The 23,256-nt window shown below is 42.8% G+C and carries 39 protein-coding genes; 30 read left to right on the top strand and 9 right to left on the bottom strand.

The window, feature by feature from the left end; all coding sequences use genetic code 11:
- The first annotated feature begins 5 nt into the window (after positions 1-5).
- Genes V3224_RS27405 through V3224_RS27390 form a run of 4 tightly spaced genes read left to right on the top strand, consistent with a single transcriptional unit; the run spans position 6 to position 3,066 of the window.
- Entirely contained in the window at positions 6-416 is a 411-nt protein-coding gene (locus tag V3224_RS27405; RefSeq protein ID WP_334473646.1) for a phage GP46 family protein, read from the top strand.
- Positions 406-1,476, top strand: a complete 1,071-nt coding sequence (locus V3224_RS27400) for a baseplate J/gp47 family protein (protein ID WP_334473644.1) — start codon at positions 406-408, stop codon at positions 1,474-1,476. Before V3224_RS27405 ends, V3224_RS27400 begins: the two co-directional genes overlap by 11 nt.
- Before the next feature lie 5 nt (positions 1,477-1,481).
- Positions 1,482-2,072 (top strand): YmfQ family protein, encoded by a 591-nt coding sequence (locus V3224_RS27395; protein WP_334473643.1) that lies wholly within the window; start codon positions 1,482-1,484, stop codon positions 2,070-2,072.
- A complete protein-coding gene (locus V3224_RS27390) occupies positions 2,059-3,066 on the top strand; it encodes a phage tail protein (RefSeq protein ID WP_334473642.1) in 1,008 nt (335 codons plus the stop codon). Before V3224_RS27395 ends, V3224_RS27390 begins: the two co-directional genes overlap by 14 nt.
- A 5-nt stretch (positions 3,067-3,071) precedes the next feature.
- On the opposite strand, the gene V3224_RS27385 is transcribed toward V3224_RS27390, so the two are convergent.
- Positions 3,072-3,596, bottom strand: a complete 525-nt coding sequence (locus V3224_RS27385; RefSeq protein WP_334473640.1) for a tail fiber assembly protein — start codon at positions 3,594-3,596, stop codon at positions 3,072-3,074.
- Between the two features lie 6 nt (positions 3,597-3,602).
- Positions 3,603-4,127: a hypothetical protein gene (locus V3224_RS27380; protein WP_334473639.1), complete on the bottom strand. Its 525-nt coding sequence runs from the start codon at positions 4,125-4,127 to the stop codon at positions 3,603-3,605.
- 92 nt (positions 4,128-4,219) lie between these two features.
- Between V3224_RS27380 and V3224_RS27375 the strand changes: the two genes are divergently transcribed.
- Positions 4,220-4,771 carry a recombinase family protein gene (locus V3224_RS27375; RefSeq protein WP_334473638.1) on the top strand — a complete coding sequence of 184 codons (552 nt, stop codon included), beginning with the start codon at positions 4,220-4,222 and terminating at the stop codon, positions 4,769-4,771.
- A gap of 172 nt (positions 4,772-4,943) precedes the next feature.
- On the opposite strand, the gene V3224_RS27370 is transcribed toward V3224_RS27375, so the two are convergent.
- The gene (locus V3224_RS27370) at positions 4,944-5,378 is read right to left on the bottom strand and encodes a hypothetical protein (RefSeq protein WP_334473636.1); all 435 of its coding nucleotides are present in this window, start codon (positions 5,376-5,378) and stop codon (positions 4,944-4,946) included.
- Between the two features lie 844 nt (positions 5,379-6,222).
- On the opposite strand from V3224_RS27370, the gene V3224_RS27365 reads away from it, so the two are divergent.
- Positions 6,223-7,131, top strand: coding sequence for a replication initiator protein A (locus V3224_RS27365; protein WP_334473634.1), 909 nt, complete (start codon positions 6,223-6,225; stop codon positions 7,129-7,131).
- Positions 7,132-7,196: 65 nt separating this feature from the next.
- On the opposite strand, the gene V3224_RS27360 is transcribed toward V3224_RS27365, so the two are convergent.
- The 3 genes from V3224_RS27360 to V3224_RS27350 form a co-directional block, all read right to left on the bottom strand.
- On the bottom strand, positions 7,197-7,469 hold the full coding sequence (locus V3224_RS27360) for a hypothetical protein (RefSeq protein WP_334473633.1): 273 nt from the start codon (positions 7,467-7,469) through the stop codon (positions 7,197-7,199).
- Complete coding sequence (locus V3224_RS27355) at positions 7,466-8,095, bottom strand: ParA family protein (RefSeq protein WP_334473632.1); 630 nt, start codon at positions 8,093-8,095, stop codon at positions 7,466-7,468. The genes V3224_RS27360 and V3224_RS27355 overlap by 4 nt, the downstream gene beginning before the upstream one ends.
- Before the next feature lie 201 nt (positions 8,096-8,296).
- Entirely contained in the window at positions 8,297-8,602 is a 306-nt protein-coding gene (locus V3224_RS27350) for a helix-turn-helix transcriptional regulator (protein ID WP_334473630.1), read from the bottom strand.
- 201 nt (positions 8,603-8,803) lie between these two features.
- On the opposite strand from V3224_RS27350, the gene V3224_RS27345 reads away from it, so the two are divergent.
- The 6 genes from V3224_RS27345 (at position 8,804) to V3224_RS27320 (ending at position 11,944) form a co-directional block, all read left to right on the top strand.
- Positions 8,804-9,076, top strand: coding sequence for a Cox family DNA-binding protein (locus V3224_RS27345; RefSeq protein ID WP_334473629.1), 273 nt, complete (start codon positions 8,804-8,806; stop codon positions 9,074-9,076).
- A 298-nt stretch (positions 9,077-9,374) separates the two neighbouring features.
- The gene (locus tag V3224_RS27340) at positions 9,375-10,001 is read left to right on the top strand and encodes a hypothetical protein (RefSeq protein ID WP_334473627.1); all 627 of its coding nucleotides are present in this window, start codon (positions 9,375-9,377) and stop codon (positions 9,999-10,001) included.
- A gap of 36 nt (positions 10,002-10,037) precedes the next feature.
- The gene (locus V3224_RS27335; protein WP_334473625.1) at positions 10,038-10,325 is read left to right on the top strand and encodes a hypothetical protein; all 288 of its coding nucleotides are present in this window, start codon (positions 10,038-10,040) and stop codon (positions 10,323-10,325) included.
- Positions 10,322-10,942, top strand: coding sequence for a YqaJ viral recombinase family protein (locus tag V3224_RS27330; protein ID WP_334473623.1), 621 nt, complete (start codon positions 10,322-10,324; stop codon positions 10,940-10,942). Before V3224_RS27335 ends, V3224_RS27330 begins: the two co-directional genes overlap by 4 nt.
- Complete coding sequence (locus tag V3224_RS27325; protein WP_334473621.1) at positions 10,926-11,546, top strand: ERF family protein; 621 nt, start codon at positions 10,926-10,928, stop codon at positions 11,544-11,546. The genes V3224_RS27330 and V3224_RS27325 overlap by 17 nt, the downstream gene beginning before the upstream one ends.
- Positions 11,543-11,944, top strand: coding sequence for a single-stranded DNA-binding protein (locus V3224_RS27320; RefSeq protein ID WP_334473619.1), 402 nt, complete (start codon positions 11,543-11,545; stop codon positions 11,942-11,944). Before V3224_RS27325 ends, V3224_RS27320 begins: the two co-directional genes overlap by 4 nt.
- 8 nt (positions 11,945-11,952) lie before the next feature.
- Here the strand turns inward: V3224_RS27320 and V3224_RS27315 are convergent, their stop codons facing one another.
- On the bottom strand, positions 11,953-12,387 hold the full coding sequence (locus V3224_RS27315) for a hypothetical protein (protein WP_334473618.1): 435 nt from the start codon (positions 12,385-12,387) through the stop codon (positions 11,953-11,955).
- 116 nt (positions 12,388-12,503) lie between these two features.
- Between V3224_RS27315 and V3224_RS27310 the strand changes: the two genes are divergently transcribed.
- From V3224_RS27310 to V3224_RS27260, 11 genes are all read left to right on the top strand, one after another.
- On the top strand, positions 12,504-13,289 hold the full coding sequence (locus V3224_RS27310) for a KilA-N domain-containing protein (protein WP_334473617.1): 786 nt from the start codon (positions 12,504-12,506) through the stop codon (positions 13,287-13,289).
- Between the two features lie 75 nt (positions 13,290-13,364).
- On the top strand, positions 13,365-14,156 hold the full coding sequence (locus tag V3224_RS27305) for a BRO-N domain-containing protein (RefSeq protein ID WP_334473616.1): 792 nt from the start codon (positions 13,365-13,367) through the stop codon (positions 14,154-14,156).
- 278 nt (positions 14,157-14,434) lie between these two features.
- Positions 14,435-15,067: an ash family protein gene (locus V3224_RS27300; protein WP_334473615.1), complete on the top strand. Its 633-nt coding sequence runs from the start codon at positions 14,435-14,437 to the stop codon at positions 15,065-15,067.
- 1 nt (position 15,068) lies between these two features.
- Positions 15,069-15,296, top strand: coding sequence for a hypothetical protein (locus tag V3224_RS27295; RefSeq protein ID WP_334473614.1), 228 nt, complete (start codon positions 15,069-15,071; stop codon positions 15,294-15,296).
- 47 nt (positions 15,297-15,343) lie between these two features.
- Entirely contained in the window at positions 15,344-16,387 is a 1,044-nt protein-coding gene (locus V3224_RS27290; RefSeq protein WP_334473612.1) for a replication protein, read from the top strand.
- Positions 16,384-17,235 (top strand): ATP-binding protein, encoded by an 852-nt coding sequence (locus V3224_RS27285; RefSeq protein ID WP_334473610.1) that lies wholly within the window; start codon positions 16,384-16,386, stop codon positions 17,233-17,235. The genes V3224_RS27290 and V3224_RS27285 overlap by 4 nt, the downstream gene beginning before the upstream one ends.
- Before the next feature lie 250 nt (positions 17,236-17,485).
- Positions 17,486-17,710, top strand: coding sequence for a hypothetical protein (locus tag V3224_RS27280; protein WP_334473608.1), 225 nt, complete (start codon positions 17,486-17,488; stop codon positions 17,708-17,710).
- Positions 17,707-17,946, top strand: a complete 240-nt coding sequence (locus V3224_RS27275; RefSeq protein WP_334473606.1) for a hypothetical protein — start codon at positions 17,707-17,709, stop codon at positions 17,944-17,946. The genes V3224_RS27280 and V3224_RS27275 overlap by 4 nt, the downstream gene beginning before the upstream one ends.
- A 5-nt stretch (positions 17,947-17,951) precedes the next feature.
- The gene (locus V3224_RS27270; protein ID WP_334473605.1) at positions 17,952-18,458 is read left to right on the top strand and encodes a phage N-6-adenine-methyltransferase; all 507 of its coding nucleotides are present in this window, start codon (positions 17,952-17,954) and stop codon (positions 18,456-18,458) included.
- A 3-nt stretch (positions 18,459-18,461) separates the two neighbouring features.
- Entirely contained in the window at positions 18,462-18,653 is a 192-nt protein-coding gene (locus V3224_RS27265; RefSeq protein ID WP_334473603.1) for a hypothetical protein, read from the top strand.
- A 4-nt stretch (positions 18,654-18,657) separates the two neighbouring features.
- On the top strand, positions 18,658-19,029 hold the full coding sequence (locus tag V3224_RS27260) for a RusA family crossover junction endodeoxyribonuclease (protein ID WP_334473601.1): 372 nt from the start codon (positions 18,658-18,660) through the stop codon (positions 19,027-19,029).
- Between the two features lie 193 nt (positions 19,030-19,222).
- Here V3224_RS27260 and V3224_RS27255 read toward each other — a convergent pair whose 3' ends face one another.
- The gene (locus tag V3224_RS27255; RefSeq protein ID WP_334473600.1) at positions 19,223-19,480 is read right to left on the bottom strand and encodes a hypothetical protein; all 258 of its coding nucleotides are present in this window, start codon (positions 19,478-19,480) and stop codon (positions 19,223-19,225) included.
- 186 nt (positions 19,481-19,666) lie between these two features.
- On the opposite strand from V3224_RS27255, the gene V3224_RS27250 reads away from it, so the two are divergent.
- The 7 genes from V3224_RS27250 to V3224_RS30410 all read left to right on the top strand — a co-directional run bounded on the left by V3224_RS27250 (position 19,667) and on the right by V3224_RS30410 (position 22,809).
- On the top strand, positions 19,667-19,858 hold the full coding sequence (locus V3224_RS27250; RefSeq protein ID WP_334473598.1) for a phage holin family protein: 192 nt from the start codon (positions 19,667-19,669) through the stop codon (positions 19,856-19,858).
- The gene (locus V3224_RS27245; RefSeq protein ID WP_334473597.1) at positions 19,851-20,348 is read left to right on the top strand and encodes a lysozyme; all 498 of its coding nucleotides are present in this window, start codon (positions 19,851-19,853) and stop codon (positions 20,346-20,348) included. The genes V3224_RS27250 and V3224_RS27245 overlap by 8 nt, the downstream gene beginning before the upstream one ends.
- A gap of 166 nt (positions 20,349-20,514) precedes the next feature.
- Entirely contained in the window at positions 20,515-21,042 is a 528-nt protein-coding gene (locus tag V3224_RS27240; RefSeq protein ID WP_334473596.1) for a phage antirepressor N-terminal domain-containing protein, read from the top strand.
- Positions 21,043-21,063: 21 nt separating this feature from the next.
- Positions 21,064-21,270: a hypothetical protein gene (locus tag V3224_RS27235; RefSeq protein WP_334473594.1), complete on the top strand. Its 207-nt coding sequence runs from the start codon at positions 21,064-21,066 to the stop codon at positions 21,268-21,270.
- A gap of 158 nt (positions 21,271-21,428) precedes the next feature.
- A complete protein-coding gene (locus V3224_RS27230) occupies positions 21,429-22,118 on the top strand; it encodes a Rha family transcriptional regulator (RefSeq protein ID WP_334468946.1) in 690 nt (229 codons plus the stop codon).
- Positions 22,115-22,594: a lysis protein gene (locus tag V3224_RS27225; protein WP_334473592.1), complete on the top strand. Its 480-nt coding sequence runs from the start codon at positions 22,115-22,117 to the stop codon at positions 22,592-22,594. Before V3224_RS27230 ends, V3224_RS27225 begins: the two co-directional genes overlap by 4 nt.
- On the top strand, positions 22,591-22,809 hold the full coding sequence (locus V3224_RS30410; protein WP_442891109.1) for a DUF551 domain-containing protein: 219 nt from the start codon (positions 22,591-22,593) through the stop codon (positions 22,807-22,809). Before V3224_RS27225 ends, V3224_RS30410 begins: the two co-directional genes overlap by 4 nt.
- Positions 22,810-22,852: 43 nt before the next feature.
- On the opposite strand, the gene V3224_RS27220 is transcribed toward V3224_RS30410, so the two are convergent.
- Positions 22,853-23,256, bottom strand: a 404-nt coding sequence (locus V3224_RS27220) for a hypothetical protein (RefSeq protein WP_334473591.1), incomplete at its 5' end; no start/stop codon positions are given.

Below are 23,256 nucleotides of genomic sequence, written 5' to 3'. Positions count from 1 at the left end.
ATAATATGCTGATGAATAAAAAAGTGAATACAGTGTTACCCGATCAGGAACGGCTCAGGCGGGCAGTGATGATATCGCTTTTCACCTGGCGACGCGCTGAACCGGATGATGACACAGATACGCCGTTTGGGTGGTGGGGCGATACGTGGCCGACCGTACAAAATGACCGGATTGGCTCTCGATTGCACTTGTTAAAACGTAGCACTTTAACTAACCAGACAGTGCAAAAGGCGAAAGAATATATCGCTCAGGCGCTCACATGGATGACAGACGACGGTATCGCGCTTCGGGTTGATATTGAGGTAGTACGCTCAGGCATCGATAAATTAACTGCAACCGTTATCCTTACCCTACCTGACCATAACACAAAAACAATGAACATCAATAACTTGTGGAGCATAATCCATGCAAAGTAGCGGCTTTTCGCGCCCGACACTGCCACAACTGATAGACACGATTCGCGGTGATTTGCTCACGCGATTTAATGAAGATAGCGTGTTGCGCCGTCTCGATGCCGAAGTCTACGCAAGAGTACAGGCCGCCGCTATTCATACTCTATACGGCTATATCGATTATTTAGCGCGCAATATCTTGCCGGATTTAGCCGATGAAGACTGGTTGACACGACACGGTAATATCAAGCGCTGTCCACGAAAAGGGGCAACCAAAGCCAGCGGATTTGTTCGCTGGGAGGGTGTACAAAATGCCATATCGGTGGCCTCTGACACTGAAATACACCGTGATGATGGTCAAATATACACCACCACGGCCTCAATAACCTCAGCAAAGGGTGTACTTCGCGTGCCCGTCGTTGCAAAAAGCAGCGGTCAGGCTGGCAATTGTGAAGACGGCATCGCGCTACGACTTGCTACGCCTATTTCTGGTTTATCTTCGACCGGTTATGCCGATAACATCAGGACAGGAACCGATATTGAAGACCTGGATAGCTGGCGACAACGTATAATGGCGCGCTGGTACGATACGCCACAAGGCGGTGCGGATAGTGATTATGTTCGCTGGGCTAAAGAAGTCCTGGGCATAAGTCGCGCATGGACACATCGACATAAAAACGGTATCGGCACGGTTGGGGTGATGGTGGCGAGTGATGATGTAGACCATCCTGCCCCCACACAGGAAATCTTAACCAAAGTCAGAGAGCATATATTACCCCTTGCCCCTGTTGCCGGTAGTGGTTTAACGGTCTTTCCGGTTACGGCAAAAACTGTTCCCATTTCGATAGCCTTATCAACGGATACGCCAGAAATACGGGCAGCGGTTATCGCAGAAATCAAAGCCTTCTTACAGCGAGAAGGCGAACCTGGCAGCAAGCTTTTTCTTTCAAGATTCGCTGAAGCCATCAGTCTTGCAGCAGGTGAGGTCGCCCATCGTCTTATTGCGCCAACGGGAGATATTGAATTAGCCCAGACGGAAGTGCCGGTATTGGGTGAAGTAACGTGGGCAAAATATAAGGAATGAGCATCATGACAAATCTTGACGACGAATATACGCAATTGTTGCGAACGTTATTACCGCCCGGCCCAGCATGGGATGAAGAAGATCCGCTCATTAAAGGGCTAGCCCCTTCACTGGCACAAGCTCATCAACATGCTGATAGCCTGATGATTGAAATTAACCCAGCCCAATCGGTTGAATTAATTAACCGTTACGAAAAATTATGCGGGCTGCCGGATAAATGCCTCGCTAATAGAACGCAAACGCTAGAAGAAAGGCAACGGGTTCTTGATGCCAAGGTGAATACCGTGGGCGGTATTAATGCGGCTTTTTTCAAAAAGCAGTTAGAAATATTGGGCTATCCAACAGCAACAATAGAACAATTTCAATATCTTGATAGTACGCCAGATCCGACTTGGGGCGATAAGTGGCGCTATTACTGGCGGGTAAATATTCCTGCTGAAGCGAATGTACGCTGGATTAGCTGTACCAGTTCTTGCAATGAGTCGATTAGGACGTGGGGAGATAGCGCCGTGGAATGTGTTATTGAGCGCCAGTGTCCTTCACATACCCAAGTCCTGTTTGCCTACACTAAAGGAGAAAATGATGCATCGAATTGATACCTCTACCGCCCAAAAAGATAAATTTGGGCAGGGGAAAAACGGGTTTACCAACGGCGATCCCACTACTGGCACACCGTCAACTAAATTGAATAGTGATATTTGTGATGCGCTACAAGAGGAAGTTTGTACCGTTATCGAGCGTGCCGGTATTCGGCTGAATAAAAGCCAGCATGACCAGCTTTATCAAGCGGTGAAACAATTGTCTGAGGCAGAAGCAAATAAAGCGAAACTCGCGTTAGTTGATGGTGCGACAGTAGATTTGAATACGCTAAACAAACTTGCAAAAGCCCTTGGCAATGATGCGAAATTTTCGGAAACAGTGATTAATTTATTAAATCAAAAATTAGCAAAAAATCAAAATGGCGCAGACATCCCGGACAAGAATCTTTTTATAAAAAACCTTGGTTTGTTGGAAATAATAAATCTAGCTAAAAATGCAACACCCAATCAGCGTAAAATTAACGGCAAAACGCTGATTCAGGATGTGAAGCTAACCGCTACAGATGTTCATGCTGTTACTCCCGAAGTATTGCGTGTCGAAATCCCTGTCGGCGTTCCTCTGCCTTGGCCTACTGAAAACCCGCCGATAGGTTGGCGTATCTGTAACGGTGAGCACTTCGATAAAAAACAATGTCCACTTTTAGCGCTGGCTTACCCGTCGGGAAAGCTCCCTGATTTACGTGGCGAATTTATTCGGGGCTGGGATGCTGGACGAAAAGTGGATAACGGACGCAAGATATTAAGCCCTCAAGGTGATGCTATCCGCAATATCACGGGGCGCATTGGGTATGTGCGACAAGGAGGAAGTAGTCCACCTGTTATCGCTGACGGTGCTTTTATGCAAGAGCGAACTTTCAATGCAAACGTGGCGTCCGGTAAAAATGACAATTGGGGTTCTGTCGCTTCTTTTGATCCCTCTCGTGTCGTACCCACCGCAAATGAAAACCGACCACGCAATATTGCTTTTAACTATATTGTAAGAGAAGCATGAGATTTTTATCTTTGCGGTAACTCTGGCCAGTCAATATCTGGCACGGTGCTGATATCGACACGGTTTAGCAGCACCCGGTATTTTTTCCAGGCCAGCAGTGCGGCTTTTTCGGCTTCTGTAGCCATGTCAAGGTCTACCGCATCTTGCAACGGCGCTATAATTTTTGCTGCCTGCTCAAGCAGATAATCGCGTTTATGGATTGCTTGCTCCCTGAGTTCATCTGCCGTGTAGATGCGTGGAACAACCTCACCATCGATAAAACACCATTTTCGGTTAGGGGCGGCCTCTTTAGGCCATTCGGATACTTCAGCTACACTCAATCCGACTGGCCACAGGGTTGATACATCACGGGAAAAACTGACGATAACTCCATCAGCCTGATTAAAGACAACTTTTACGCTATCCGGTGAAAATAATTGTTGAGATTCATACCAGTCTCGCCCATCCTCACTTTTCAGAAACAATGCATTAAGTTTGAGTAAATTTTCGTCATCAGGCAAATAAAGGCTGAAATTGTGTATTTCTGTCATGCGACTTCACTCCCACATGCTGATGGTTATCCATTTTCCGTTAATGTTTTTCTGTATAGGTGCGTAAATTGGCCACTCTCTATCATCATCAAAATTTCCCCCTATCAGTACATGACCATTTGGAGCCTGGCCTCCGCGTGAACCCCATACGGCATGCTGGGGATTCCCCAGTCTGATATCTCTTACAAAGGTATTATCAAGCCATCCTCTTAAAGTCCCTCCCCAGATTGGGCCAGTAATATTACCGTTTTCATGATAAACCGCGGTTCTGCCACCCCATGAGACAACCAAATTGCTATGGGTATTGATGGTGCCATCAACTTCAGCATTGCCTAACCAATGGAGACTGGCATTACTCCAATCTCCGACTTTTGCACTATTGGCATAAAACGCCACCTTGCCGTCACCATTGGCTCGTAGCCCTGAGTCGTTATCGCCAATATGCACTGATTGGGTCACATGGAGGTTGCCATTGACCGTTCCGCCAGTCCGTTTATCCAGTGCATTTTTTGCACAATCCACCGTTTCCAACAAACCAAGGTTTTTTGTAATTTAGAATTTGGCTTAAGTTTTGACCAAAACCAGTAATGACTAGGCTTTTAGAGGGTAGCTAAGGGGCTAAAATGGCAAAAATAGGCTATATTAGGGTGTCAAAAAATGACCAAAACACCGATTTACAGCGAAAATCACTCATTTGTACAAATTGTGACCAGATTTTTGAGGATAAAATCAGCGGAAAAACAGACCAGAGACCCGGATTAAACCGCGCTTTAAATTTCTTAAAAGCGGGCGATACGTTAGTTGTTTGGAAACTCGATAGGCTGGGGCGCAGCATCAAACATTTAATCGGCTTAATCTCTGAACTGGAAGATAAAGGCATTCATTTTCATAGTTTGACGGATTCTATCGACACCTCTTCGTCAGCAGGTCGTTTTTTCTTTCATGTGATGAGTGCGTTGGCGCAAATGGAGCGAGAACTGATTGTTGAGCGTACTAAGGCAGGTTTAGCCGCAGCAAGAAGCAAGGGACGTATCGGGGGGAGACCTTGCTCATTATCTTCCGCACAGCAAGAGCAGGCTAAAAAATTACTTGAGTCCGGCAATAGTAGAAAACAGTTGGCATTACTGTATGGAGTTTCACTGGCTAGTATATACAAGTATTTTCCAGTTAACTGATGAGTGTTATCGCGTTCAGTGCCAGATTTGACTTCGAGTAGGCATCAGGAATCGATTTTAAGGCACCTATAAAGCCCTCTACGGTGTTTTCTCGATATAGGTAACCCAATGGTAGCACTTTTGAATTTAAATGCCGCAGAAAGTCTTACAGGCGGTTTTAGTATTAATCAATTTAAACCAGTTTAATGATGGCTGTTGCAAGCCCGACAATAGCAGCCATAATACTAGCCATTTTAATGATTAGCTTGTTTGATATACTTTCAATATCTTTGTGCAACAGGGCTATCTTTGCATCAGTTTTATCAGCGCGAGCCGCGGCTTCCTTCCTTGCATCAGTTATTTGTGTTTCAACTTTCTCAAAACGATGCTCCATGTCCTTGCGAACATCTGCAATTTCAACAGATAAATCTTTGCGAACATCTGCAACATTCCGATTTACTTCTGCAATTTCATGTTTCAACTCAACAATATCAGCTTTCGTTGCTACATCGGCTACCTCGTGAGATTTCCGTACAGCAAGAGAGATAGCCCTAGCATGTTCTTTCGTAATGCCTGCGTTCTCTAATGTCTCGACGAACTCTTGTGTATCAAATGCAACTTGGCCCATAAGTGATGTTCCTCATTTTTTGTTAATTGTAACTGATTTTCTTAAGCAATACAAAGCTGTGGGTTGGAGCAGTGAGCCGTGCGAACTGCGAGTGCTGTTGACCTTAAGGCGCTTGCGCCGCTGCTGGTAAGCGGGTTTTGTTTTTAACAGGCTGTTCAGCGATACGGATGTTAAGGGTCGAAGACGAAAGGAGGTTACAGCGCGTATGGCCTTGTAAGCGATTCTAGGGTTGAAGTGGTAGGGTTTTGTCTTGAAGGTGAAAACGTCGTACAGAGCGTTCTAGGCCGCTTAAATTCGATTTTTAACTAGGACTTCCGATAGTCATTTCATTTTAACCCCCACCGCTCGCCGCTCGCCAAGATTAGCGAGCAAAGCGAGTCTGTCTTGGCGAGGAAGCGGAAGAGCATTAGATGTCACATTTAGCAGGTTCACACGATAGCCTCCTGTGTCGATAGTCAAAAAAGTTATCCACAGACAAGCCTCGCGCGCGCGTAGTTAAATATAGTTATGTATAAGTTAAAAGAGTTAAAGGCCGAAAAACAGGTTGTAAGCATTTAATTATAATAATAAAAAAAATCTTGGTTGTCCGTAAATCCCGATAGTTTGTCCGTAAATCCCGATAGTTTGTCCGTAAATCCCGATAGTTTGTCCGTAAATCCCGACTGCAATTTCGAGTTATTCACAATTTTTTTGTCTATTTTTTTTGCAAAGTCCGCAAGTCCCGATATAATGTCCGTAAATCCCGACTTTTATGACTGGCTTACTGACGTTTTTAGTGTCCGTAAATCCCGAAAACTATAACTTATTGTTTTTATTAAAATATTGCCTTTTGGTATCAAAAAATATGAAAACATTGCGTCCACATAAACATAAACCATTAGAATTTTTTATTGCTGATGAAGTTGATATTTCGAGTTTTCGGGATGAACTAGCAAGTATGGAGCATCCTTTTTTTGCTTTAAAAGGCGGTGATACGAAGCTTAGGGAATATAGAAGTGGTGATGTTACTGTTGTTGTAAGATCATTAGCGGGCATAGGTTTGGCAACTATTTTTGATAAAGATATTTGGATTTATGCTATTTCAAAATTGCAAGAAGCTATTAATAGTAATCAACCGATTAGTCGTACTATAACTTTCACTCCGTATGATTTTTTTATCACGACCAATAGAGATAAAGGTGGTAAGTCATACAAAGAATTAGAAAAAACTTTAGAGAGGCTTTCAGGTACTCGTATTACAACAAATATTATTTATTCTGAAGACAAACAAGAAACAATTGGTTTTGGATTAATTGATAGCTGGAGAATTTTAGAAGAAAAAAAAGGTAAATTAGATATAGGTATGGTAGAAATAACTCTACCAGATTGGCTTTATCAAGCGATAACTAAAACTAAAGTGTTAAAAATTAGCCCTGACTATTTTCGCATACGAAAAGCTATTGATAGACGATTGTACGAAATTGCTCGTAAGCATTGTGGTAATCAAGCTGAATTTACTATCTGTCTTGAAAAGCTTCATGAGAAAACAGGGTCATCTAGGGAGATTAGAAAATTTAAATTTGATATCAAGCAACTGACTAAAATTAATGATCTTCCAGATTATGAAATCTTCCTAGATGCCTCTACAGACAAAGTAACTTTCAAAAACCGCAATCAAAATACTCCTCAAGCAGAAGCTTCACGCAAAAGAGAAAAAGGTAAGAAAGAGGTGTATAAGCTTAAAAAAACATTGTTAAATAAATTAATTTCTTAAAAAATAATTAAGTCATTGATTTTAAATAAGATATCTTGATATTAAGATAGTTAGATAACTTGATATCATTTTAAATCTAAATACTCTCTTAATAGTTTTTCTACTATTTCTGTTTCTGTGATCCTAATTCCTGTATTTGCTTGAGATTGAGCAATATAAAGCTTAAGAGCATTTGAAACTTCAACTGATAACCGAAATATCTTTTGTTGTGTTAATTTTTTTTCTGAAAATTTACCTTTATGTTTAACTGTGTAATCTTTTTCAGCTATATCAGCCGCACCCCCATTCAGAAAATTTTCAGGATCTTTAAACAGCTTTAAATCCGGTTTTTTTTTCATTTTTCAACCTCCACGAAAAATGATTCAATATCCTTTATCGCTGCGCTATCTTTTCCGAATTCAAAGACTGTTGCTCCCTCTCCGATTGCTCGACGAAAAGCTACACGCTCACAAACATAACTTTTAAGTACCGCGATGTTTTGCTCAGTTAAAAACTCTAACATCTCTTTTGTATCTTTCGTTCTTGGATCTACACGACTCAGTAACACTCGCACGTCTAAATTAGGATTATAATCTTTCGCTAATTCTAAAATTTCTAACATATCTGCCATCGCTGCGGCATCTAGATTAGAAGCCCCAATAGGTATAATTGCTTTATTAGCTAGCAGTAAGGCAGAGCGTAATCCCGAAGCGTCACGCCCACCAACATCAACAACGGTATGATCAAAATTCAAAGCTAATGCTTTTCCTTCATTAAGTATGGCTTTTCCTGTAAGACAAGTAGTTGTGGGGCTAGGAGTATAGGTCTGATTATCTCTACGCCAAGCTGCCCAACTAGCGGCGCTTGCTTGTGGATCACCATCAATAAGTAGGACTTTACCGTTTCGGGATAGCATTGTAGCTAAATGAACTGCGGTAGTTGTTTTCCCTACTCCACCTTTTGTATTAACTACAGCATAAATCATAATTACCCCTACCTCTAGATATCTTTATATATAGATATCATTCTATCAAGATAACGTTTAGATATCAAGATATAATGATAATTTGATATCTTGATATGTATTATAACTAACTGTAATGAATAGCTATATGGGGCGAAAAACTCCCTTTTAGTTAGACAACTATTGTTTCACTCACCATCCAAAAATCATGTAGTGCTAACATCAATTCACCTTCGTATGGAAGGATTTTCTTTGATCCTTCTTCTCCGAGACTTCCGAGCCACTGAGAGAGAAAGCCGGTTCGATTTGCCCGGCTTCTGGCTTTACCTTATCGGTCATCAGCCAGAATGTATATTTTTCAAAAAGACTTGTATTTGTAATTTGGAGTATAGGTTGAAGACCTGGCTCCGCGTGTCCTCCTTCATAATTTTTTAACGAACTTAATGCTATCCCGGTAATTTTACAGAACGTGATCTGTGTTAACCCCTCTGCTTTTCTGATGGCTTTAATCTTTTGAGACATTTTCATTTGACAAGGTTCCATATCATAGACTATATTCTCAATAAAGGTCTGTGTTATAGAACCTTTATTGCTCTGCAACTGCCTCTAAAATCAGACAAACTGGATAAATCGCGGCAAATGCACCCAGTATTAAGCATACCAGAATTTGGGTTTTAAGGGGTTTTAAGCGGTACTAAGCGTTTTAAAGAGATGAAAGCGAGGGAAGGAATGATTAACGACGACTACGAGATGAGATATCCGATAGATGTCATGCACGTTAAAAAATTTGCAGAGTTAATCGGCAAAACCCCTAGCGCTGTCCAGGAAATGATCGAAAACAACAAGTTGCCGGTCATTCCATTGCAAGACCCAAGTAAACCGAATTCTCGAGTGAGAGAACGATTGATATACATTCCCGAATTTAATAGAGGGCTGCGAGCAGCCTACTTTAATCGTCCCGCAGAAGAACGTGACGCTTGGCTTAAATGGCTTGGGTTGTAATCACCAAGCAAGAAATTTGAATAAAAGTCCATAGCCAGCGTTTCCTGCGGAACTGCTCTTTAACAATACGGTATCAGTAAAACAAAATCTGTGAAACGGATGGCAGGGAAGTTACGCCTGTAATTTGCTGATAGCTGAGCATGAAGTTTATGTGAAGCGAAGTTGAGCCTACTTTACGTAGGGACTTTCCGAACGGGGTACGCTGACGGCAGCGTACACAAACACCAAATAACCAATAGGTGGATTTGTAGTAAGTACGTTTCGTGCTTAGCATAAATCTTCTTGTGGAGGGGGCATTGTGAATTCAAAGAAAAATCGCAATAACCTTAGAAAAACAATGTATATCGAACAGTACAGACAGAAAGACGCAATTCGTTTACTAAGACTACATCTTGTACACCAAGAAAATTCAAAAAAAAGCTCAACCGAAGAAATCATTAATAACATATGGCGTGAACCCGCCGAACATCACACACAAGAACGCGATATCGTAAACCTTCTCGCGTCATTTAAAAATCAAGTAGACAGATACCCTACTGACAGCATCAATAATCGATGCCTACCAAAAGCTTATCTCTATACGGTCAAGAGCCGCTATCGCCGAAGAAGGCGACGAGATTGCTTCACGTCAAACGGAGGAATATACGTGAAATTTTGGGAAATGACGGCTTTTTGTCCGCTGTGCAAATCAGTATTTAAGGCGGTAAAAGCAAAACAGCACCTCAATAACGAACATCTAGAAGCAACCCCAGAACAGAGGAATGCAGTACATAGATTGGCGAAGTTTGCGCTCACAACCTGTAAGCCAAACAAAAAGATAACGAAAAAAATAACCATAAATGCGACGGATGTACTCATGCAAAACAAGCATTGCCAGAAATATACTGGAACAGTCAGCGGTGGCGCATTTGGGCAAGGAAAATAAATTAAGTAGTAATCTGCCGCCGAAGAAGGAAGCCACATGGACATTCAAACTGAAAATGAAATTCTTCGGGCGAGGAAACACTTAACAATCGAAGAAGTAGAGGCATGTGTACCAGAGGGTGAATACTTATACGAGATTTTGACTAATCCCTATATTGCTCAACTATTTTCTGGTTCAAAGTCAGGTGAAAAATATGATGCTTTATTGCTGGCACTAGAAACGACTGATAGCTTTAATGACGCGCTGTATGACGTTATGCAGACAGCGGCGCAAATTCTGTATCTGATGCGATGCCGTGATGCTTACTACGAGGTGCCAGCATGATGCTGTGGCATGACGTAGAACAAAATACTCAGGAATGGAATGAACTGCGCACAGGAAAGGTGACCGCGTCTCAATTTGGCTGTTTCATGGCGAACGCAGGGAGGGCTTTTGGTGAACCGGCAAAACGATATGCACTACAAATTGCGCTTGAGATTATCAAGGGCAACAAGTCTGAATTTAGCTTTACTAATGCGCACATGCAGCGAGGCCATGAACAAGAACCGATGGCTAGAACGCTCTATGAGATTGAGAGGAGTGTTGATGTCACCAATGGCGGATTTTTCGACCTCGGTGATTATGGCGATAGTCCAGACGGCATTGTAGGAAGCGATGGCGTGATAGAAATCAAGTCCGTTACCGCCGCTGTGCATTTTGAAACATTGAAACGTAGAACTTTTGACCCTGCTTACAAGTGGCAATTGATAGGCCACCTCGATTGTACAGCGCGTGATTGGGTGGATTTCGTTAGCTACTGCGCTGATTTCCCAGAAGACAAACAGCTCATTATTTATCGTCTAGCGAGAAAAGACTATCAAGACGAGATAAATCAACTTCGTCTGAGACGAAAGGATTTTCTCAATTTAATAGAGGATACAATCGATGTCATCATCCAATAATGTGATTGATTTAGAGAAAGCATTTCATGCAAAAATTAGAGAAATACAGCGAGATTTGAACGCACCAAAAAGCGAATGGAACAACTTTGCAAAGTATAAATACAGAACCTGTGAAGGCATTCTTGAAGCCGTTAAACCGCTACTCTTAAAGTGTCAATTGGACATCAAAATAGATGATGAAATTACCTATATTGGCAATCGCCATTATGTGAAATCAACGGCAACATTAACAGATGGGCAATTTACGTTTTCGGCAACGTCTTCTGCTCGTGAACCGGAACAGAAAAAAGGATTTGATGAGTCTCAGTTAACGGGCGCAACCATTTCATACGCCAGAAAGTATGCGTTAAACGGACTGTTTGCTATTGATGACGCTAAAGATGCGGATACGAATGAATATTCACAACAAAAACAGAGTATACCCATTAACGCAAGCTCAGACGAAATTTTAAAAAAATTCACTGATGGCGCGATTCAGGCTAATTCTTATGAGGATTTGAAAACGTCGTTCAGATATGCCTTTAAGAATTTGTCTGGTGAACATCAGAAGAAAGCAAAACAAGTTTATGACCTGCGTAAATCAGAACTGGAACCAACACAATGAGTATAAACACCGTGATATTTTCCGGCAATCTTGGTGGTGACTGCACGACTCGCAGCACTTCAAGCGGCAAGTTAATTGCCACATTTTCTTTACCGGTCAAGCAAGGATACGGCGAGCATGAGAAAACCTCTTGGGTGCAGTGTCGAATGTTTGGTGCCAAAGCTGAAAAGTTACCCATTTATCTGACACGAGGAACCAAGGTTACTGTTATCGGGCAATTTTGGCTCGAAAGTTGGACGGGCAAAGATGGTACAGAAAAAACAACCGCTGTTGTGCTTGTCAACGAGATTGATTTTTCTAGCAAGAAAGAAAGTAAACCCCAACAAAATCAACCGCTAGCAAGTCAATCTGGAAATGTAACGTCAGGCCCATTTTATGACGACGAGATCCCCTTTTGAAGGCTAGTTTAAAGAAATTTCATAATGGCCGTAGCGATACCGACGATAGCAGCCATCATACCCGCCATTTTTATGAGTAACCAAGTTGATATACTTTCAACATCTTTACGAAGTAAAGCAATTTGAGCTGCCGTATCTTTACGGGAATCGACGATTTGCGTTTCAACTTTTTCAAAGCGATGTTCAATATCCTTACGAACATCGGCAATCTCATGCCTAACATTGGCAATCTCAGCAGATAAGTCCTTGCGGACATCGGCAACGTTCCGGTTGACTTCGGCAATTTCGTGCTTCACTTCAACGATATCCGCTTTGGTAGCAACATCGGCCACTTCATGAGACTTGCGAACAGCGATAGAGATCGCTCTGGCCTGATCTTTCGGCAACCCTGCGTTTTCTAGCGTTTCAACGAATTCTTGAGTATCAAATGCAACTTGGCCCATAGCGGATCCTCCTGTTTTTTCTTTAGTTTAAACCTTTTGAGGGTCAACAAGCAAAATTTTACAAGTAGCTCGTTAATAGACTTTTACGAAATTCATTTAATAGTGAAGAAATTATTATGACCAAGTTAGTTGTGATTGAAAATACCGTCGTCCGTCAGGATGTTTTCGGGCGTTACTGTTTGAATGATTTGCATAAAGCCGCTGGTGATCTTAAAAAAGACAGTCCTGCATATTGGCTTGCTAATAAACAAACTCAAGAATTAATTGAGCAATTTTTGAGCGAGGGCGGAATTCCGGTATCGGTTATTAGAGGAGGTACAGAGCAAGGAACATACGTTGCCAAAGAACTTGTTTACGCTTATGCAATGTGGATTAGTGCAGCTTTTCATCTCAAAGTTATTCGTACTTTTGATGAAGTGATTTCTACACCTATACAACCGCTAACTGATAAAGTACAGGCTGGATTGGCAATGCTGGCTTTCTACAAGCAAGAGCTACGAATAGCACCTTCCGCCATGTTGGGAGCAATGAAAAAACTCCAATCGTCGCTCGGCATGCCAGATATTCTACCAGCCTACACGGTAGACGCACCAGAGGGCAATGTCACCGGATCAAGTGAGGTTACACATTCGCTCACTGAGCTTTTACTGTTACACGGGAAACCCTACACGCCACAATCTGGCTATCGGCGGCTGCAATTGCTCGGACTCGCTGAACGTAAATCTCGCCCTAGCAGCAAGCATCCTGATAAAGAAAAACTGTTCTGGTCGCTAACGGAGAAAGGTTTGCAGTTCGGTAAGAATCTGACCGATCCGAATAACCCACGTCAGACACAGCCACACTTCTACGACAGTCTGTTTCCTAAGCTCTTAAGCGTCATGATGAACGGAATTGCGGCATAACCCAATCTGTAAATTTCGCAAGTTAACAACCCTTAATGCCTTTTAACCATATCCGTTTAACTATGGAAAATTGTTATGACCAACATTACCAAAACACAATTAATGCTATTTAAGTCTGCTGATGCCGATGTCGAGCTACAGGGAACGCTCTACCAAGGCAAGCCTGTGTTCTTTGCAGTCGAACTTGCAAAGGCTCTTGGATATAGCGACCCACATCAGGCATTAAATAATCACTGTAAGTCATTGATTAAACTTGATTCCGTCGAAACAACGGAATTGAATTTAGGCTTTTACCCTAAAGGAATCATCCTTGCGCCGGAATCGGATCTCTATCGCCTGATACTGAAAAGCAAACTACCCTCTGCTGAACGTGTTCAGGATTGGGTATGCGAAGAGGTGTTACCTACATTACGTCAGCAGGGAAGCTACAGCATGAAAACAGTCCACCGTGACGAAGGTAGCGGCTTACCAGAATACCGTAAAGCACGAGCCATGCAAATCCAGATGGAGATAGCTGAAAAGACTTTCCAGTGGGCTACGGGGCTTTCTGATGCCGCCCGTCAAGCCGTTATTGCTGGACTGATTAACCCTATAGCGGGCAATGAAGTTATCCCTCTGCCTGTGCTTGAAGAGAAGAGTTATACCGCAACACAAATTGGCAAGATGTTTAATATTTCAGCTAACAAGATTGGCCGTATTGCCAATGACAACAACATGAAAAACGATACATACGGCAAATACTATCTAGATAAGTCACGCTATAGCACTAAACAAGTTGAGTCCTTCCACTACAACGAAAAAGCGCTTCAAAAATTCAATGACATACTTGTTGCTGAGCAGGAAGCAATAGCAAGCGAACTCGTTTGACGGCAAGGACAAAAATGAGCTATATTGTACTCAGCACCTTAACAAAACGGGTGCCGGGTTTAGTCGCCCGAGTACAGAAGCGGACGTTAAGCCGCTTAAATTTGCGGTTTTTTTACGTCTGAAATCAGCGTTACGCCCCTGTTATGGTGGGACGTAGCGGGGGAGCAGAAATGCTCGCTGGTTTCTTCTGTACCAGTCGACTAACCCCAATACGTCTCGCCACCCCGTTTAGTCGCGGGTTGGTGAGGTTGAAAAACCTTACAGAAGAGGCCGCCACTATGGTTGCTACCACCCAAACTCGCCCTGAGTTTATTGATACCTACTGGATTATCCAAGAATACTCAACTACCCCTTACGGCAAAGTGTCGTTTACACGTCAAGATCGCCGCACCTCTGCCGATAATTGTGTTGATTTTATTAAAAATCCCTTGCCTATTTTGGCAAATTTCGCCTATAGTAATCATGCACTAGTAAATCCTAGTGACAGGTTTGGAACCCTGAATTGGTACAAGGCGACAATAGACGCCGAAGATAGCGTCTTTTTTTATGTCGTAGACAATGCCTCGCAACATTCAATGGTGGCGTTGTCAGGGCAATCTTCGGATTGGCTGGTCTCCTTGTACGCCAGTAGTTCCAACCCTGATAGCGTCACCGCCCATAAAGAGATTGGAACCTCTAGCGGTGATTTCCTGAATAAGTACAAGGAGATCGCGTCAATGGCGACTATCCCTAGTCATACTCACTCTAAATTTACAGATACTTACTGGGTTATCCGTTTAGATTCAAATCGTCCCTATGGCAAGGTGTCATTCACGCATAGGGACTTCCGTACCTTCACCACCCTATTCAAAGACAGCCGCCTAATCTGGGCTGGTCGTCAACCTGTGCATGCAAGCATGGAGGGAAATTAACATGAAAATTGTTGATATCTCTACTGCACAGCAGGAAAAAATAAAGCTAGAAATTAGTCACGAAAGTCATAGCAGGCTTATCAGAGCAAGAGAAGTCGCTGCTAACATTTACAAGTATTTTGATCCGAATGAATGTTACAGCAAACCGAATCCTTGGCTCCCTGAAATACTGGATTACTTATGTGCGGATATCGATTGCATTTTACATGAAATTGATAAGTACAGCTGAACCATAAGTTATCCAACATCGATTTAAAATAATTGTAGGAGTCTGTTATGACTAACGTTGCTTATGCTGATTTTGAAGCTCAGAAAGAAGAAAATAAAATTAATGTTATTGAGCTAGAAGAAGGATACACAAGAATCTCCAATGAACTTCTTGAGGGGATTCTGACCGCAGGTTTAACACAACATCAACTTTTGGTTGTTATGGCAATTATCAGAAAAACCTATGGCTATAACAAAAAAATAGACTGGGTGAGTAATTGGCAGATATCGGAATTAACAGGGTTGTTGCCGCATAAATGCTCAACAGCTAAAGGTGCATTACTTAGAAGAAAAATCCTTATCTCATCAGGACGGTTTGTAGGAATAAATCAATGCCTGAGTGAGTGGAAAGATAAAACTTGCTTGAATGAAATATTACCCGAATCAGGTAATCAACCGAACGATTACCCAAATGAGGTACAGTTATCCCAATTAAGTCATGACAAGTTACCTCAATCAGGTAATAACATAAAATCTTACCCGAATCAGGTAAGTTTACCTCAATCGGGTAACAACAACATACCTAAATCAGGTAAAGAAAGTTTACCCGAATTAGGTAAGAAAAAGACATACCCAAATCAGGTAAAATTACCCAAATCGGGAAAAAAGAGTTTACCCGAATCAGGTAAACACAAAAGACAAACTACAAAAGACAATATATTAAAACCAAATAAACCCCCTATAGTCCCCCTTGCGGAAAAATCAAAATCGTTTGACCCAAGTTCGGTAGAACTTCCCTCTTGGCTACCAAAACCAACCTGGGATTCTTGGGTACAGTACCGGAAGGAAATCAACAAGCCGATTAAATCCCAGATGACGGTAACTCAGGCTATCAAGCTGCTAGGCAAGTGCCGCGATAACGGACATCAGCCTGAAGAAATTATTAACGCCAGTATCGCCAACGGTTGGCAAGGACTCTTCGAGCCTAATCAACCCGGAAGAACTCAGCAGGCCAAGGCCCACTCTGTCGCAGATAGCTTTGCTGACAAGGACTATGGGGAACCGCAGCTACCTGATTGGGCGAGGGAGTGTCTAGCAAGGGAGGGTCTATGAACTACAGCGCAGAAATTACTACCGTGCGTCAAAAACTGGCAGACCTGAATGCCCCACCCAAGCCACTAGAGCACACGGTTTACCAGGAACAGGAAGCCATTTGCGACAAGCACGGCATGTTCAAACAGCGTTGCCGCAAGATGGCACTGCACGGCAAAGGCATTGAAACAAGAAGCGAATGCCCTGCTTGCCTGACCGAAAAATTAACCCAGTTGGAGCAAGCCGAAGCAGAACAGGAAAAACACCGCAAGCACAGCAAAATTAAAATGCTCATGGATAACCTGAACCTGCCGGAACGCTTTGCCGATGTCACCCTGAATAACTACGAGCCAGTGAATCCTGATGCGGCACGTTGCTTAAAATTCTGCAATGCCTATGCCACCCATTGGCCTGAACGCCTTAAGCAGGGTGGTGGCTTGGTAATGTGCGGTAAGCCCGGTACAGGCAAGAATCACCTTGCCCTATCGATTGCCAAGCACGTTATCAACGAACATCAAAGTTCAGCGTTATTCACGACAGTTCTGCGAATTGCCCGCGAATTTAAATCAACCTGGAGCAAAAACGCAGAATGTTCAGAAGCTGATGTTATCAAGCGCTATACGCAACCTGACTTGCTCATCATCGACGAAGTGGGCGTTCAGTTTGGTAGCGAGGCGGAAAAAATGATCTTATTTGAGGTCATTAACACGCGCTACGAGAGCATGAAGCCAACGATAATCATCAGCAATCTGGCATTAAACGAACTGGCCGGATTTATCGGAGAGCGCGTGATTGACCGGATGAACGACGGGGGCGGTTGCACTTTGACGTTCACGTGGAGCAGTTACCGTTCACGCATGGCTGCATAAATCGATTTTAAGGCACCTAGAACGCCCGTGACGGCGTTTTCTAACCACAAGGCACCCAAAACCGCGCGTACCAGATAGGATTGAAAATCGCTTAGAAAAGCTTACATGATAAATTCGGTCTCATCGACATCCGCCAGTCGAGTCAGTCGGTCACGGCACAAAACGAGAAGGGTAAACAAATAATGCAAATTATCAGCACCACACGGTGCAGTGTTCGCCTTTTCTACTTGTTAAAAACAGGATTCAGAATATGGAATTAGAAAAAATAGAGATTCGTGAATTAATCAGTGCAGAATCTGGTTGGTATGCTGATTACAAAGAAAATTATTATCCTGTCATGGCATGGGCGAGATGCTGTGTGTTATTTCCTAATGGAGACCTTAAGCTAGACATGATTTTACCGTGTCTATGCCGAGAGAAAGAGATTAAACCTATTGTTAATTTTGATTCTGTATACCGGATAAAACAACCATGACAACCAATAGAAAAAGCTGGTTTCGACATGAAGCCATTAGCACACGACAAGCAAATAGGCTGGTTAAGAAATACACCGAGAAGGGCTATCATATTGAGAAAACACTAAATATTGACCCCAAACTTTGGGATGTCGCCGTTAAACTGGTCGAAAGCGGTAATAATCCCCCCACACCACGCTGCATGATTAACAAAGTCTGGAACTCTCCGTTATACAAAAATCCTACTGTGGTTTAAAAATTATGCTAATCAGTAATACACCAAAGTCTTTCAAAGACAGGTGGCGTACCCCTATTGAAGTGTTTAACACACTGGATGCCGAATTTGGTTTTAAACTGGATGCCGCCGCCGATGAAAATAACGCGCTATGCAAAGCCTTTTTAACTGAACAGCAAGATGCACTGAGATGCGATTGGAATAGCGACGGGGCCATTTTCTGCAATCCCCCCTATAGCAAGATTATGCCTTGGGTGAAGAAAGCCGCCGAGCAACACCGAAAGCAGAATCAAACGATAGTGATGTTACTCCCTTCCGATACGTCTACGGCATGGTTTCAGGAAGCGATAAAAACCTCTCATGAAGCGCGATTTATCACCGAGGGGCGACTCTCATTTATCTCTGCTGAAACAGGCAAGGAAGGAAAGGCGGGCAACAGCAAGGGCAGTGTGTTGTTTATCTGGCGACCGTGGAGAAGACTTGGGTGCAGAATGACATATGTCCAAAGAAAAAAACTATTAAAAAGAGCGTGAAGCATGAGTAACTATATCAACATTTTTATCCGGTTTTTATTTATTATCCTTGCTCTCCCTATCATTTTTTACCTGGGTGTAGTTCAAAATACTGATTTGAGTTTTTTTATTGGTAGATGGGAAGCCAAGGCTGAAAAGCTCCTTTCATTATTGCAAATATTCTTAGATAAATATTTCCCAGTAAGGTTTGAATGAAAACATGATAATCGAACTCCCTTTCCCGCCCAGCGTTAATACCTATTGGCGACATAATTCAAAACGCCCCTACTTAAGTGATAAAGCTAAAGCATTTAAAGCAACAACGGCAAAAATTGTCAACGAGATGCGCCAGAAATCTGACTGTCAAAAATTTGAAGGGGAAGTCTCCGTATTGATGCAACTCTATCTACCCAACAAAATAAAGCGTGATGTGGACAATTATTCCAAAGGCGTACTCGATTCTTTAACGGGAGCGGATATTTGGCACGATGATAGCCAGGTTCGCGTGATGACCGTTGAGAAGATGGATAACAACGGCGGTGTAAAAGGCGGCAAGTGTATTGTCGTTATTAACGATTATAACGCAATCTGAATATATTTAAGTGGAGAAAAAATGATTTATAACAAATTCATAAACAAAAGAGACCCTGACTGCCAAATTAATCCGGTTCATGTCGCCGTGGTAGATGTCGTCACATATCTCGTTAAGAATGGTTTTAGGGGAGCGATGGTAGTTGATGCAGCTAAAACTACCGCTGAAGCAGTAGTTTCAGGGATAACACCCGTTACTGGTTTTTGCCAAACGAAAGAACTGACTGTGAGGATATCGAATCCATCGACTTTATGAATTTATCGATAACTTCAGATAATTCAATGCAGTAATTATTATTGGTTCCCTTAAGACCCTCAAGAACTACCGCAGCTTGCTCAGATGGAATTCTTGTTGCTAACAGACATATAGCCAGTTTTAGCGCTCTAAGCTCGCCGTCTATATCATCTAGGGAAGAAATGTTATTTTTAACATTTATAGTGAATTCTGGCATGAAAAATCCTTTCCTAGTTGTGAAATCCGCAAGAGTACCGCGGATTTCTTAAGAAAAAAATAACTGGCAAATAACTTAAATGGCTTGACTCTCAGAGCGGCCTGTTATCTTTTCATAAATCAATGACCTTGGCGCAGAAGAAACATACCCCATCATTCAAACACTCGAAAATAAATAAAGTTACCTATGAATAATATTGAAAAATACACAACGGGCACTGCCTATGGTGCCAGCGCGACGACGTTTCTATGCGGTGCGCTATCGCTTAGTGAATGGGCGCTGGTTACGGGGATTATCTGTTCAGTGTTGACCGTTGGGCTGAACTGGTATTACCGGCACAAGGAATATTGTTATCGAACGAGAAATCTTAATGAATAGCCAACTTAAAAAACGCCTTGTGGCTGCAACGGCTGGCGGGGTATTAGCACTGGCTGCCGTCCTGGTGCAGTGGCACGAAGGTAAGCGCTATAAGCCCTATCGTGATAGTGGCGGTGTGCTCACCGTCTGTCACGGTCATACCGGCAAGGACGTTACGACAGGGGAAATTTATAGCGAAGAAGAATGCAACGATTTGATGAAGCAGGATTTGCAGGTAGCACACTCTACCGTTGAACGTTATGTCACTGTGCCGCTCACCGATTTACAAAAAGCCGCCTTGACTTCATTTGTTTATAACATCGGCAGTGGAGCATTTACCAATTCAACGCTACTCAAAAAGTTGAACACCGGAGATATTCAAGGCGCTTGTGACCAGATGCGACGATGGAAATACGATGAAGGAAAGGTATCAAACGGGCTAATTAAACGCCGGGAGGTAGAACGGGAACTTTGTTTAAATCCAAATGCACTCATCAATCCAACTCAATGAGCCTTGGTTATCGTTCAAGGCTTTTCTATACGCCCCGCTGCGTAAAGCATCACATCGAACCTGAACCATTTGAAATGAGCCTTTGAGGAAGTCGGTTAGTGCTGGCGAGCCTCGATGGACTGATTTCCTGTGCGGCAAAGGTTCATTTCAAATTAAGGAAAACGTAATGAACACAATCACTGTTCCTTTTCATGGCAACGCACTGTATATCGTTAACCACAACGGAGAACCGTATACCCCGATGAAACCTATTGTTGAGGGCATGGAGATGGATTGGGCATCTCAATTTACAAAGTTAAAACAACGATTTAATACAACCATTGCGGAAATCACAATGGTTGCAGAAGACGGTAGAACACGAAAGATGCTTTGCCTTCCGCTTCGGAAACTTGCTGGTTGGCTTCAAACAATTAACCCCAACAAGGTCAAGCATGAAATCCGTGACAAAGTCGTTCAGTACCAAGAGGAGTGTGATGACGTACTCTATGAATACTGGACTAAAGGGCAAGTTGTCAATCCTCGTAAACGCAGCATCATGCAGGAACTTAATACAGCATGTGCGGAATTAAAAACTGATAAGGCGATTGCCAGCTTATTCGGTACCGGATTGAGTGAATGGAAAAATATTAAGGCAGCACATACGAAGAAGGTTAAGGGTTTAATTGAAGAAGCTCAATTGTTGTTAACTTTTTAAGGAAGCACAGTAGCCATCATTATGAACAACCTAGAATTCATTGAAAAACATGTAATAACTGAATTGATGAAGCAAGGATATGACCAATCTGTGGCACGAATCAGTGCAGACATAGCGAAAGAACATTATCGCCGAAATACCGCCAGTGCAAAAGGCAAGATGTTTGTAGATTGTCTGTATGTTGCCAAAGTCTGGGCTGGAAAGTATCAGCCTCAAATCAATAAATAATCAAGCAGTTCAAAACCATTCTACGCACCATGCCCGGTGCATATCAACCATGAGCCTTTTGGGATAGAGCCTTGAGGATAGCCGGTGGCAATCATCGCGCCGACTCATGGGCTGGCTATTTCTGGGCACGAGGCTCTATCACTAAAAGGAAATAAGCAATGCAATTAGTGGAAATAAAGAAATTTGATCTTGTAGCGAATACTATGGCGATTGCTGAGGGGGTTGAGAAAGATCATGACACCATTATCAAGCTTGTTGACCGTAACAAAGCTGATCTGGAAGAGTTTGGGCCACTCGGATTTGAAATCCGTATGGTTGAGAGAAGCCAAGGCGGTGGCAAGCCTCTTCGTGTTGCATTTCTCAACGAGCAGCAAACTACACTCTTAATTACCTACATGCGCAACAATGATGCTGTTCGTGTATTCAAGAAGAAGCTGGTTTCCGAGTTCTTCCGTATGCGCAAGGCATTGGCGGGCAAGAAGATGGATCGCAATACCGCCCGGATTGAGTACCGTCCAATGACCGATGCCATCAAACACGAACGCGAAGTACAAGGGAAAACCATCGCGCCACACCATTTCAGTAACGAGGCTGATTTAATAAACCGCATTGCACTTGGTATGACATCTGCAAAATTTCGTGTCCACCATGAAATAGGCAAGAAAGAGTCCATTCGTGACTATCTAACACCAGAGCAGATCCATTGCATTACCGAATTGCAACGTGCCAACACGGTATTCATTGCTATGGGGTGGGACTTTGAGCAGCGTAAATCTACGTTAATGGGGATATTCGACAAAAATCATCGCCAGCCATTGATTGAAGAGCAACACAGGTTGGCAGCATGATGCGTTGGCAATTCCCTATTGTAGCTGGACTCATTGTCTCGGTACTAGGTGCAACCTTGTATTATCGAACACTGTATTACGACACTGAAAAAGCACGAAAGATTGCTGTATCTGATAGGGAAAAACAACAGGTTGCATTTGAGCAGTTAAGCCATCAAATGCAGACCATCTCAGCATTGGATACACAACACACCAAAGAGCTTGAACATGACAAGAACCTTATTGCCCAGCTTGAGCGCGATGTGGCTGCTAATCGTCGCCGGTTGCGCGTCAACACAACCTGTTCCAATGTGTCCGCCAATACCACCTCCTCCAGCCTGGATGATGCAACCCGCGCCAGACTTGACTACACCGCTCAACGAAATTATTTCACCCTCAGACGAAGAATCGAAGTTGCGGAAGAGCAGATAAACGGCTTGCAAAACTATGTGCGGCAAGTCGTCTTGTCTCATCAACACGAAGCGAAGAATAAATGAACTGGATTGATTGTTGTATACGTATGCCAGAGATAAACAATAAAGTACTTATTTATCGAAAGGATAGAAAAGAATATCTGGTGGGTGTTTATCTTGGTAATTCTCAGTTTCACTATGCAGATTGTTGCCAGGGTATTCAGAAAACTTGCAGAGCTAGCCATTGGATGCCGTTACCTGAGCCGCCGAAAACGAAAAGTAAGACAAGCGCCCCCTAGACGCTTCGATCCTTAACAATCTGAACATTCCCGTTCACTATATTTAGACAGTAAAGCCTCGCATTGGATCACAAGAAGACCTGTGCATTGCAAAAACGGAGCGGCAAGAATGACAACAACATTGAGAAAAATATCTTTCTTTTTCGCTATCACAAAAATGATTTTCGTGCGGCTGAAGTATCGATATTACTTTGCGTGTAAAACAATTTGGACAAAGATGCACTGTTGTCTCGGTGCCATTCATGGTTTCCTTCTTAGAATATACAAACGTACCCGATTCAAGTTGATTCAAAATATAACCTTCAGCCTCGCGCGCAAAGTTTTCGAACTCGGCAATTTTTGCTTTGAGATGCGCTATTTGTTCTTTCTGCGATTGAATTACCTCACCGAGACCGAAACAGTCAGATTGAAGATTAAATAGTTTTCTCTCTAGTTCAAAAATGCTTG

Origin of the sequence: Arsenophonus sp. PmNCSU2021_1, from assembly GCF_036919435.1 — a bacterium.
GTDB lineage: Bacteria > Pseudomonadota > Gammaproteobacteria > Enterobacterales > Enterobacteriaceae > Arsenophonus > Arsenophonus nilaparvatae.
Note: the sequence above shows the minus strand (reverse complement) of the source record. Positions and strands in the feature narration are given on the sequence as shown.

Bases quoted from the DNA above. Each gene is read 5' to 3' on its own strand.
- V3224_RS27405 (WP_334473646.1), top strand. From the start codon at position 6: ATGCTGATGAATAAAAAAGTGAATACAGTGTTACCCGATCAGGAACGG.
- V3224_RS27400 (WP_334473644.1), top strand. From the start codon at position 406: ATGCAAAGTAGCGGCTTTTCGCGCCCGACACTGCCACAACTGATAGAC.
- V3224_RS27395 (WP_334473643.1), top strand. From the start codon at position 1,482: ATGACAAATCTTGACGACGAATATACGCAATTGTTGCGAACGTTATTA.
- V3224_RS27390 (WP_334473642.1), top strand. From the start codon at position 2,059: ATGCATCGAATTGATACCTCTACCGCCCAAAAAGATAAATTTGGGCAG.
- V3224_RS27385 (WP_334473640.1), bottom strand. From the start codon at position 3,596: ATGACAGAAATACACAATTTCAGCCTTTATTTGCCTGATGACGAAAAT.
- V3224_RS27375 (WP_334473638.1), top strand. From the start codon at position 4,220: ATGGCAAAAATAGGCTATATTAGGGTGTCAAAAAATGACCAAAACACC.
- V3224_RS27370 (WP_334473636.1), bottom strand. From the start codon at position 5,378: ATGGGCCAAGTTGCATTTGATACACAAGAGTTCGTCGAGACATTAGAG.
- V3224_RS27365 (WP_334473634.1), top strand. From the start codon at position 6,223: ATGAAAACATTGCGTCCACATAAACATAAACCATTAGAATTTTTTATT.
- V3224_RS27360 (WP_334473633.1), bottom strand. From the start codon at position 7,469: ATGAAAAAAAAACCGGATTTAAAGCTGTTTAAAGATCCTGAAAATTTT.
- V3224_RS27355 (WP_334473632.1), bottom strand. From the start codon at position 8,095: ATGATTTATGCTGTAGTTAATACAAAAGGTGGAGTAGGGAAAACAACT.
- V3224_RS27350 (WP_334473630.1), bottom strand. From the start codon at position 8,602: ATGAAAATGTCTCAAAAGATTAAAGCCATCAGAAAAGCAGAGGGGTTA.
- V3224_RS27345 (WP_334473629.1), top strand. From the start codon at position 8,804: ATGATTAACGACGACTACGAGATGAGATATCCGATAGATGTCATGCAC.
- V3224_RS27335 (WP_334473625.1), top strand. From the start codon at position 10,038: ATGGACATTCAAACTGAAAATGAAATTCTTCGGGCGAGGAAACACTTA.
- V3224_RS27330 (WP_334473623.1), top strand. From the start codon at position 10,322: ATGATGCTGTGGCATGACGTAGAACAAAATACTCAGGAATGGAATGAA.
- V3224_RS27325 (WP_334473621.1), top strand. From the start codon at position 10,926: ATGTCATCATCCAATAATGTGATTGATTTAGAGAAAGCATTTCATGCA.
- V3224_RS27320 (WP_334473619.1), top strand. From the start codon at position 11,543: ATGAGTATAAACACCGTGATATTTTCCGGCAATCTTGGTGGTGACTGC.
- V3224_RS27315 (WP_334473618.1), bottom strand. From the start codon at position 12,387: ATGGGCCAAGTTGCATTTGATACTCAAGAATTCGTTGAAACGCTAGAA.
- V3224_RS27310 (WP_334473617.1), top strand. From the start codon at position 12,504: ATGACCAAGTTAGTTGTGATTGAAAATACCGTCGTCCGTCAGGATGTT.
- V3224_RS27305 (WP_334473616.1), top strand. From the start codon at position 13,365: ATGACCAACATTACCAAAACACAATTAATGCTATTTAAGTCTGCTGAT.
- V3224_RS27300 (WP_334473615.1), top strand. From the start codon at position 14,435: ATGGTTGCTACCACCCAAACTCGCCCTGAGTTTATTGATACCTACTGG.
- V3224_RS27295 (WP_334473614.1), top strand. From the start codon at position 15,069: ATGAAAATTGTTGATATCTCTACTGCACAGCAGGAAAAAATAAAGCTA.
- V3224_RS27290 (WP_334473612.1), top strand. From the start codon at position 15,344: ATGACTAACGTTGCTTATGCTGATTTTGAAGCTCAGAAAGAAGAAAAT.
- V3224_RS27285 (WP_334473610.1), top strand. From the start codon at position 16,384: ATGAACTACAGCGCAGAAATTACTACCGTGCGTCAAAAACTGGCAGAC.
- V3224_RS27280 (WP_334473608.1), top strand. From the start codon at position 17,486: ATGGAATTAGAAAAAATAGAGATTCGTGAATTAATCAGTGCAGAATCT.
- V3224_RS27275 (WP_334473606.1), top strand. From the start codon at position 17,707: ATGACAACCAATAGAAAAAGCTGGTTTCGACATGAAGCCATTAGCACA.
- V3224_RS27270 (WP_334473605.1), top strand. From the start codon at position 17,952: ATGCTAATCAGTAATACACCAAAGTCTTTCAAAGACAGGTGGCGTACC.
- V3224_RS27265 (WP_334473603.1), top strand. From the start codon at position 18,462: ATGAGTAACTATATCAACATTTTTATCCGGTTTTTATTTATTATCCTT.
- V3224_RS27260 (WP_334473601.1), top strand. From the start codon at position 18,658: ATGATAATCGAACTCCCTTTCCCGCCCAGCGTTAATACCTATTGGCGA.
- V3224_RS27255 (WP_334473600.1), bottom strand. From the start codon at position 19,480: ATGCCAGAATTCACTATAAATGTTAAAAATAACATTTCTTCCCTAGAT.
- V3224_RS27250 (WP_334473598.1), top strand. From the start codon at position 19,667: ATGAATAATATTGAAAAATACACAACGGGCACTGCCTATGGTGCCAGC.
- V3224_RS27245 (WP_334473597.1), top strand. From the start codon at position 19,851: ATGAATAGCCAACTTAAAAAACGCCTTGTGGCTGCAACGGCTGGCGGG.
- V3224_RS27240 (WP_334473596.1), top strand. From the start codon at position 20,515: ATGAACACAATCACTGTTCCTTTTCATGGCAACGCACTGTATATCGTT.
- V3224_RS27235 (WP_334473594.1), top strand. From the start codon at position 21,064: ATGAACAACCTAGAATTCATTGAAAAACATGTAATAACTGAATTGATG.
- V3224_RS27230 (WP_334468946.1), top strand. From the start codon at position 21,429: ATGCAATTAGTGGAAATAAAGAAATTTGATCTTGTAGCGAATACTATG.
- V3224_RS27225 (WP_334473592.1), top strand. From the start codon at position 22,115: ATGATGCGTTGGCAATTCCCTATTGTAGCTGGACTCATTGTCTCGGTA.
- V3224_RS30410 (WP_442891109.1), top strand. From the start codon at position 22,591: ATGAACTGGATTGATTGTTGTATACGTATGCCAGAGATAAACAATAAA.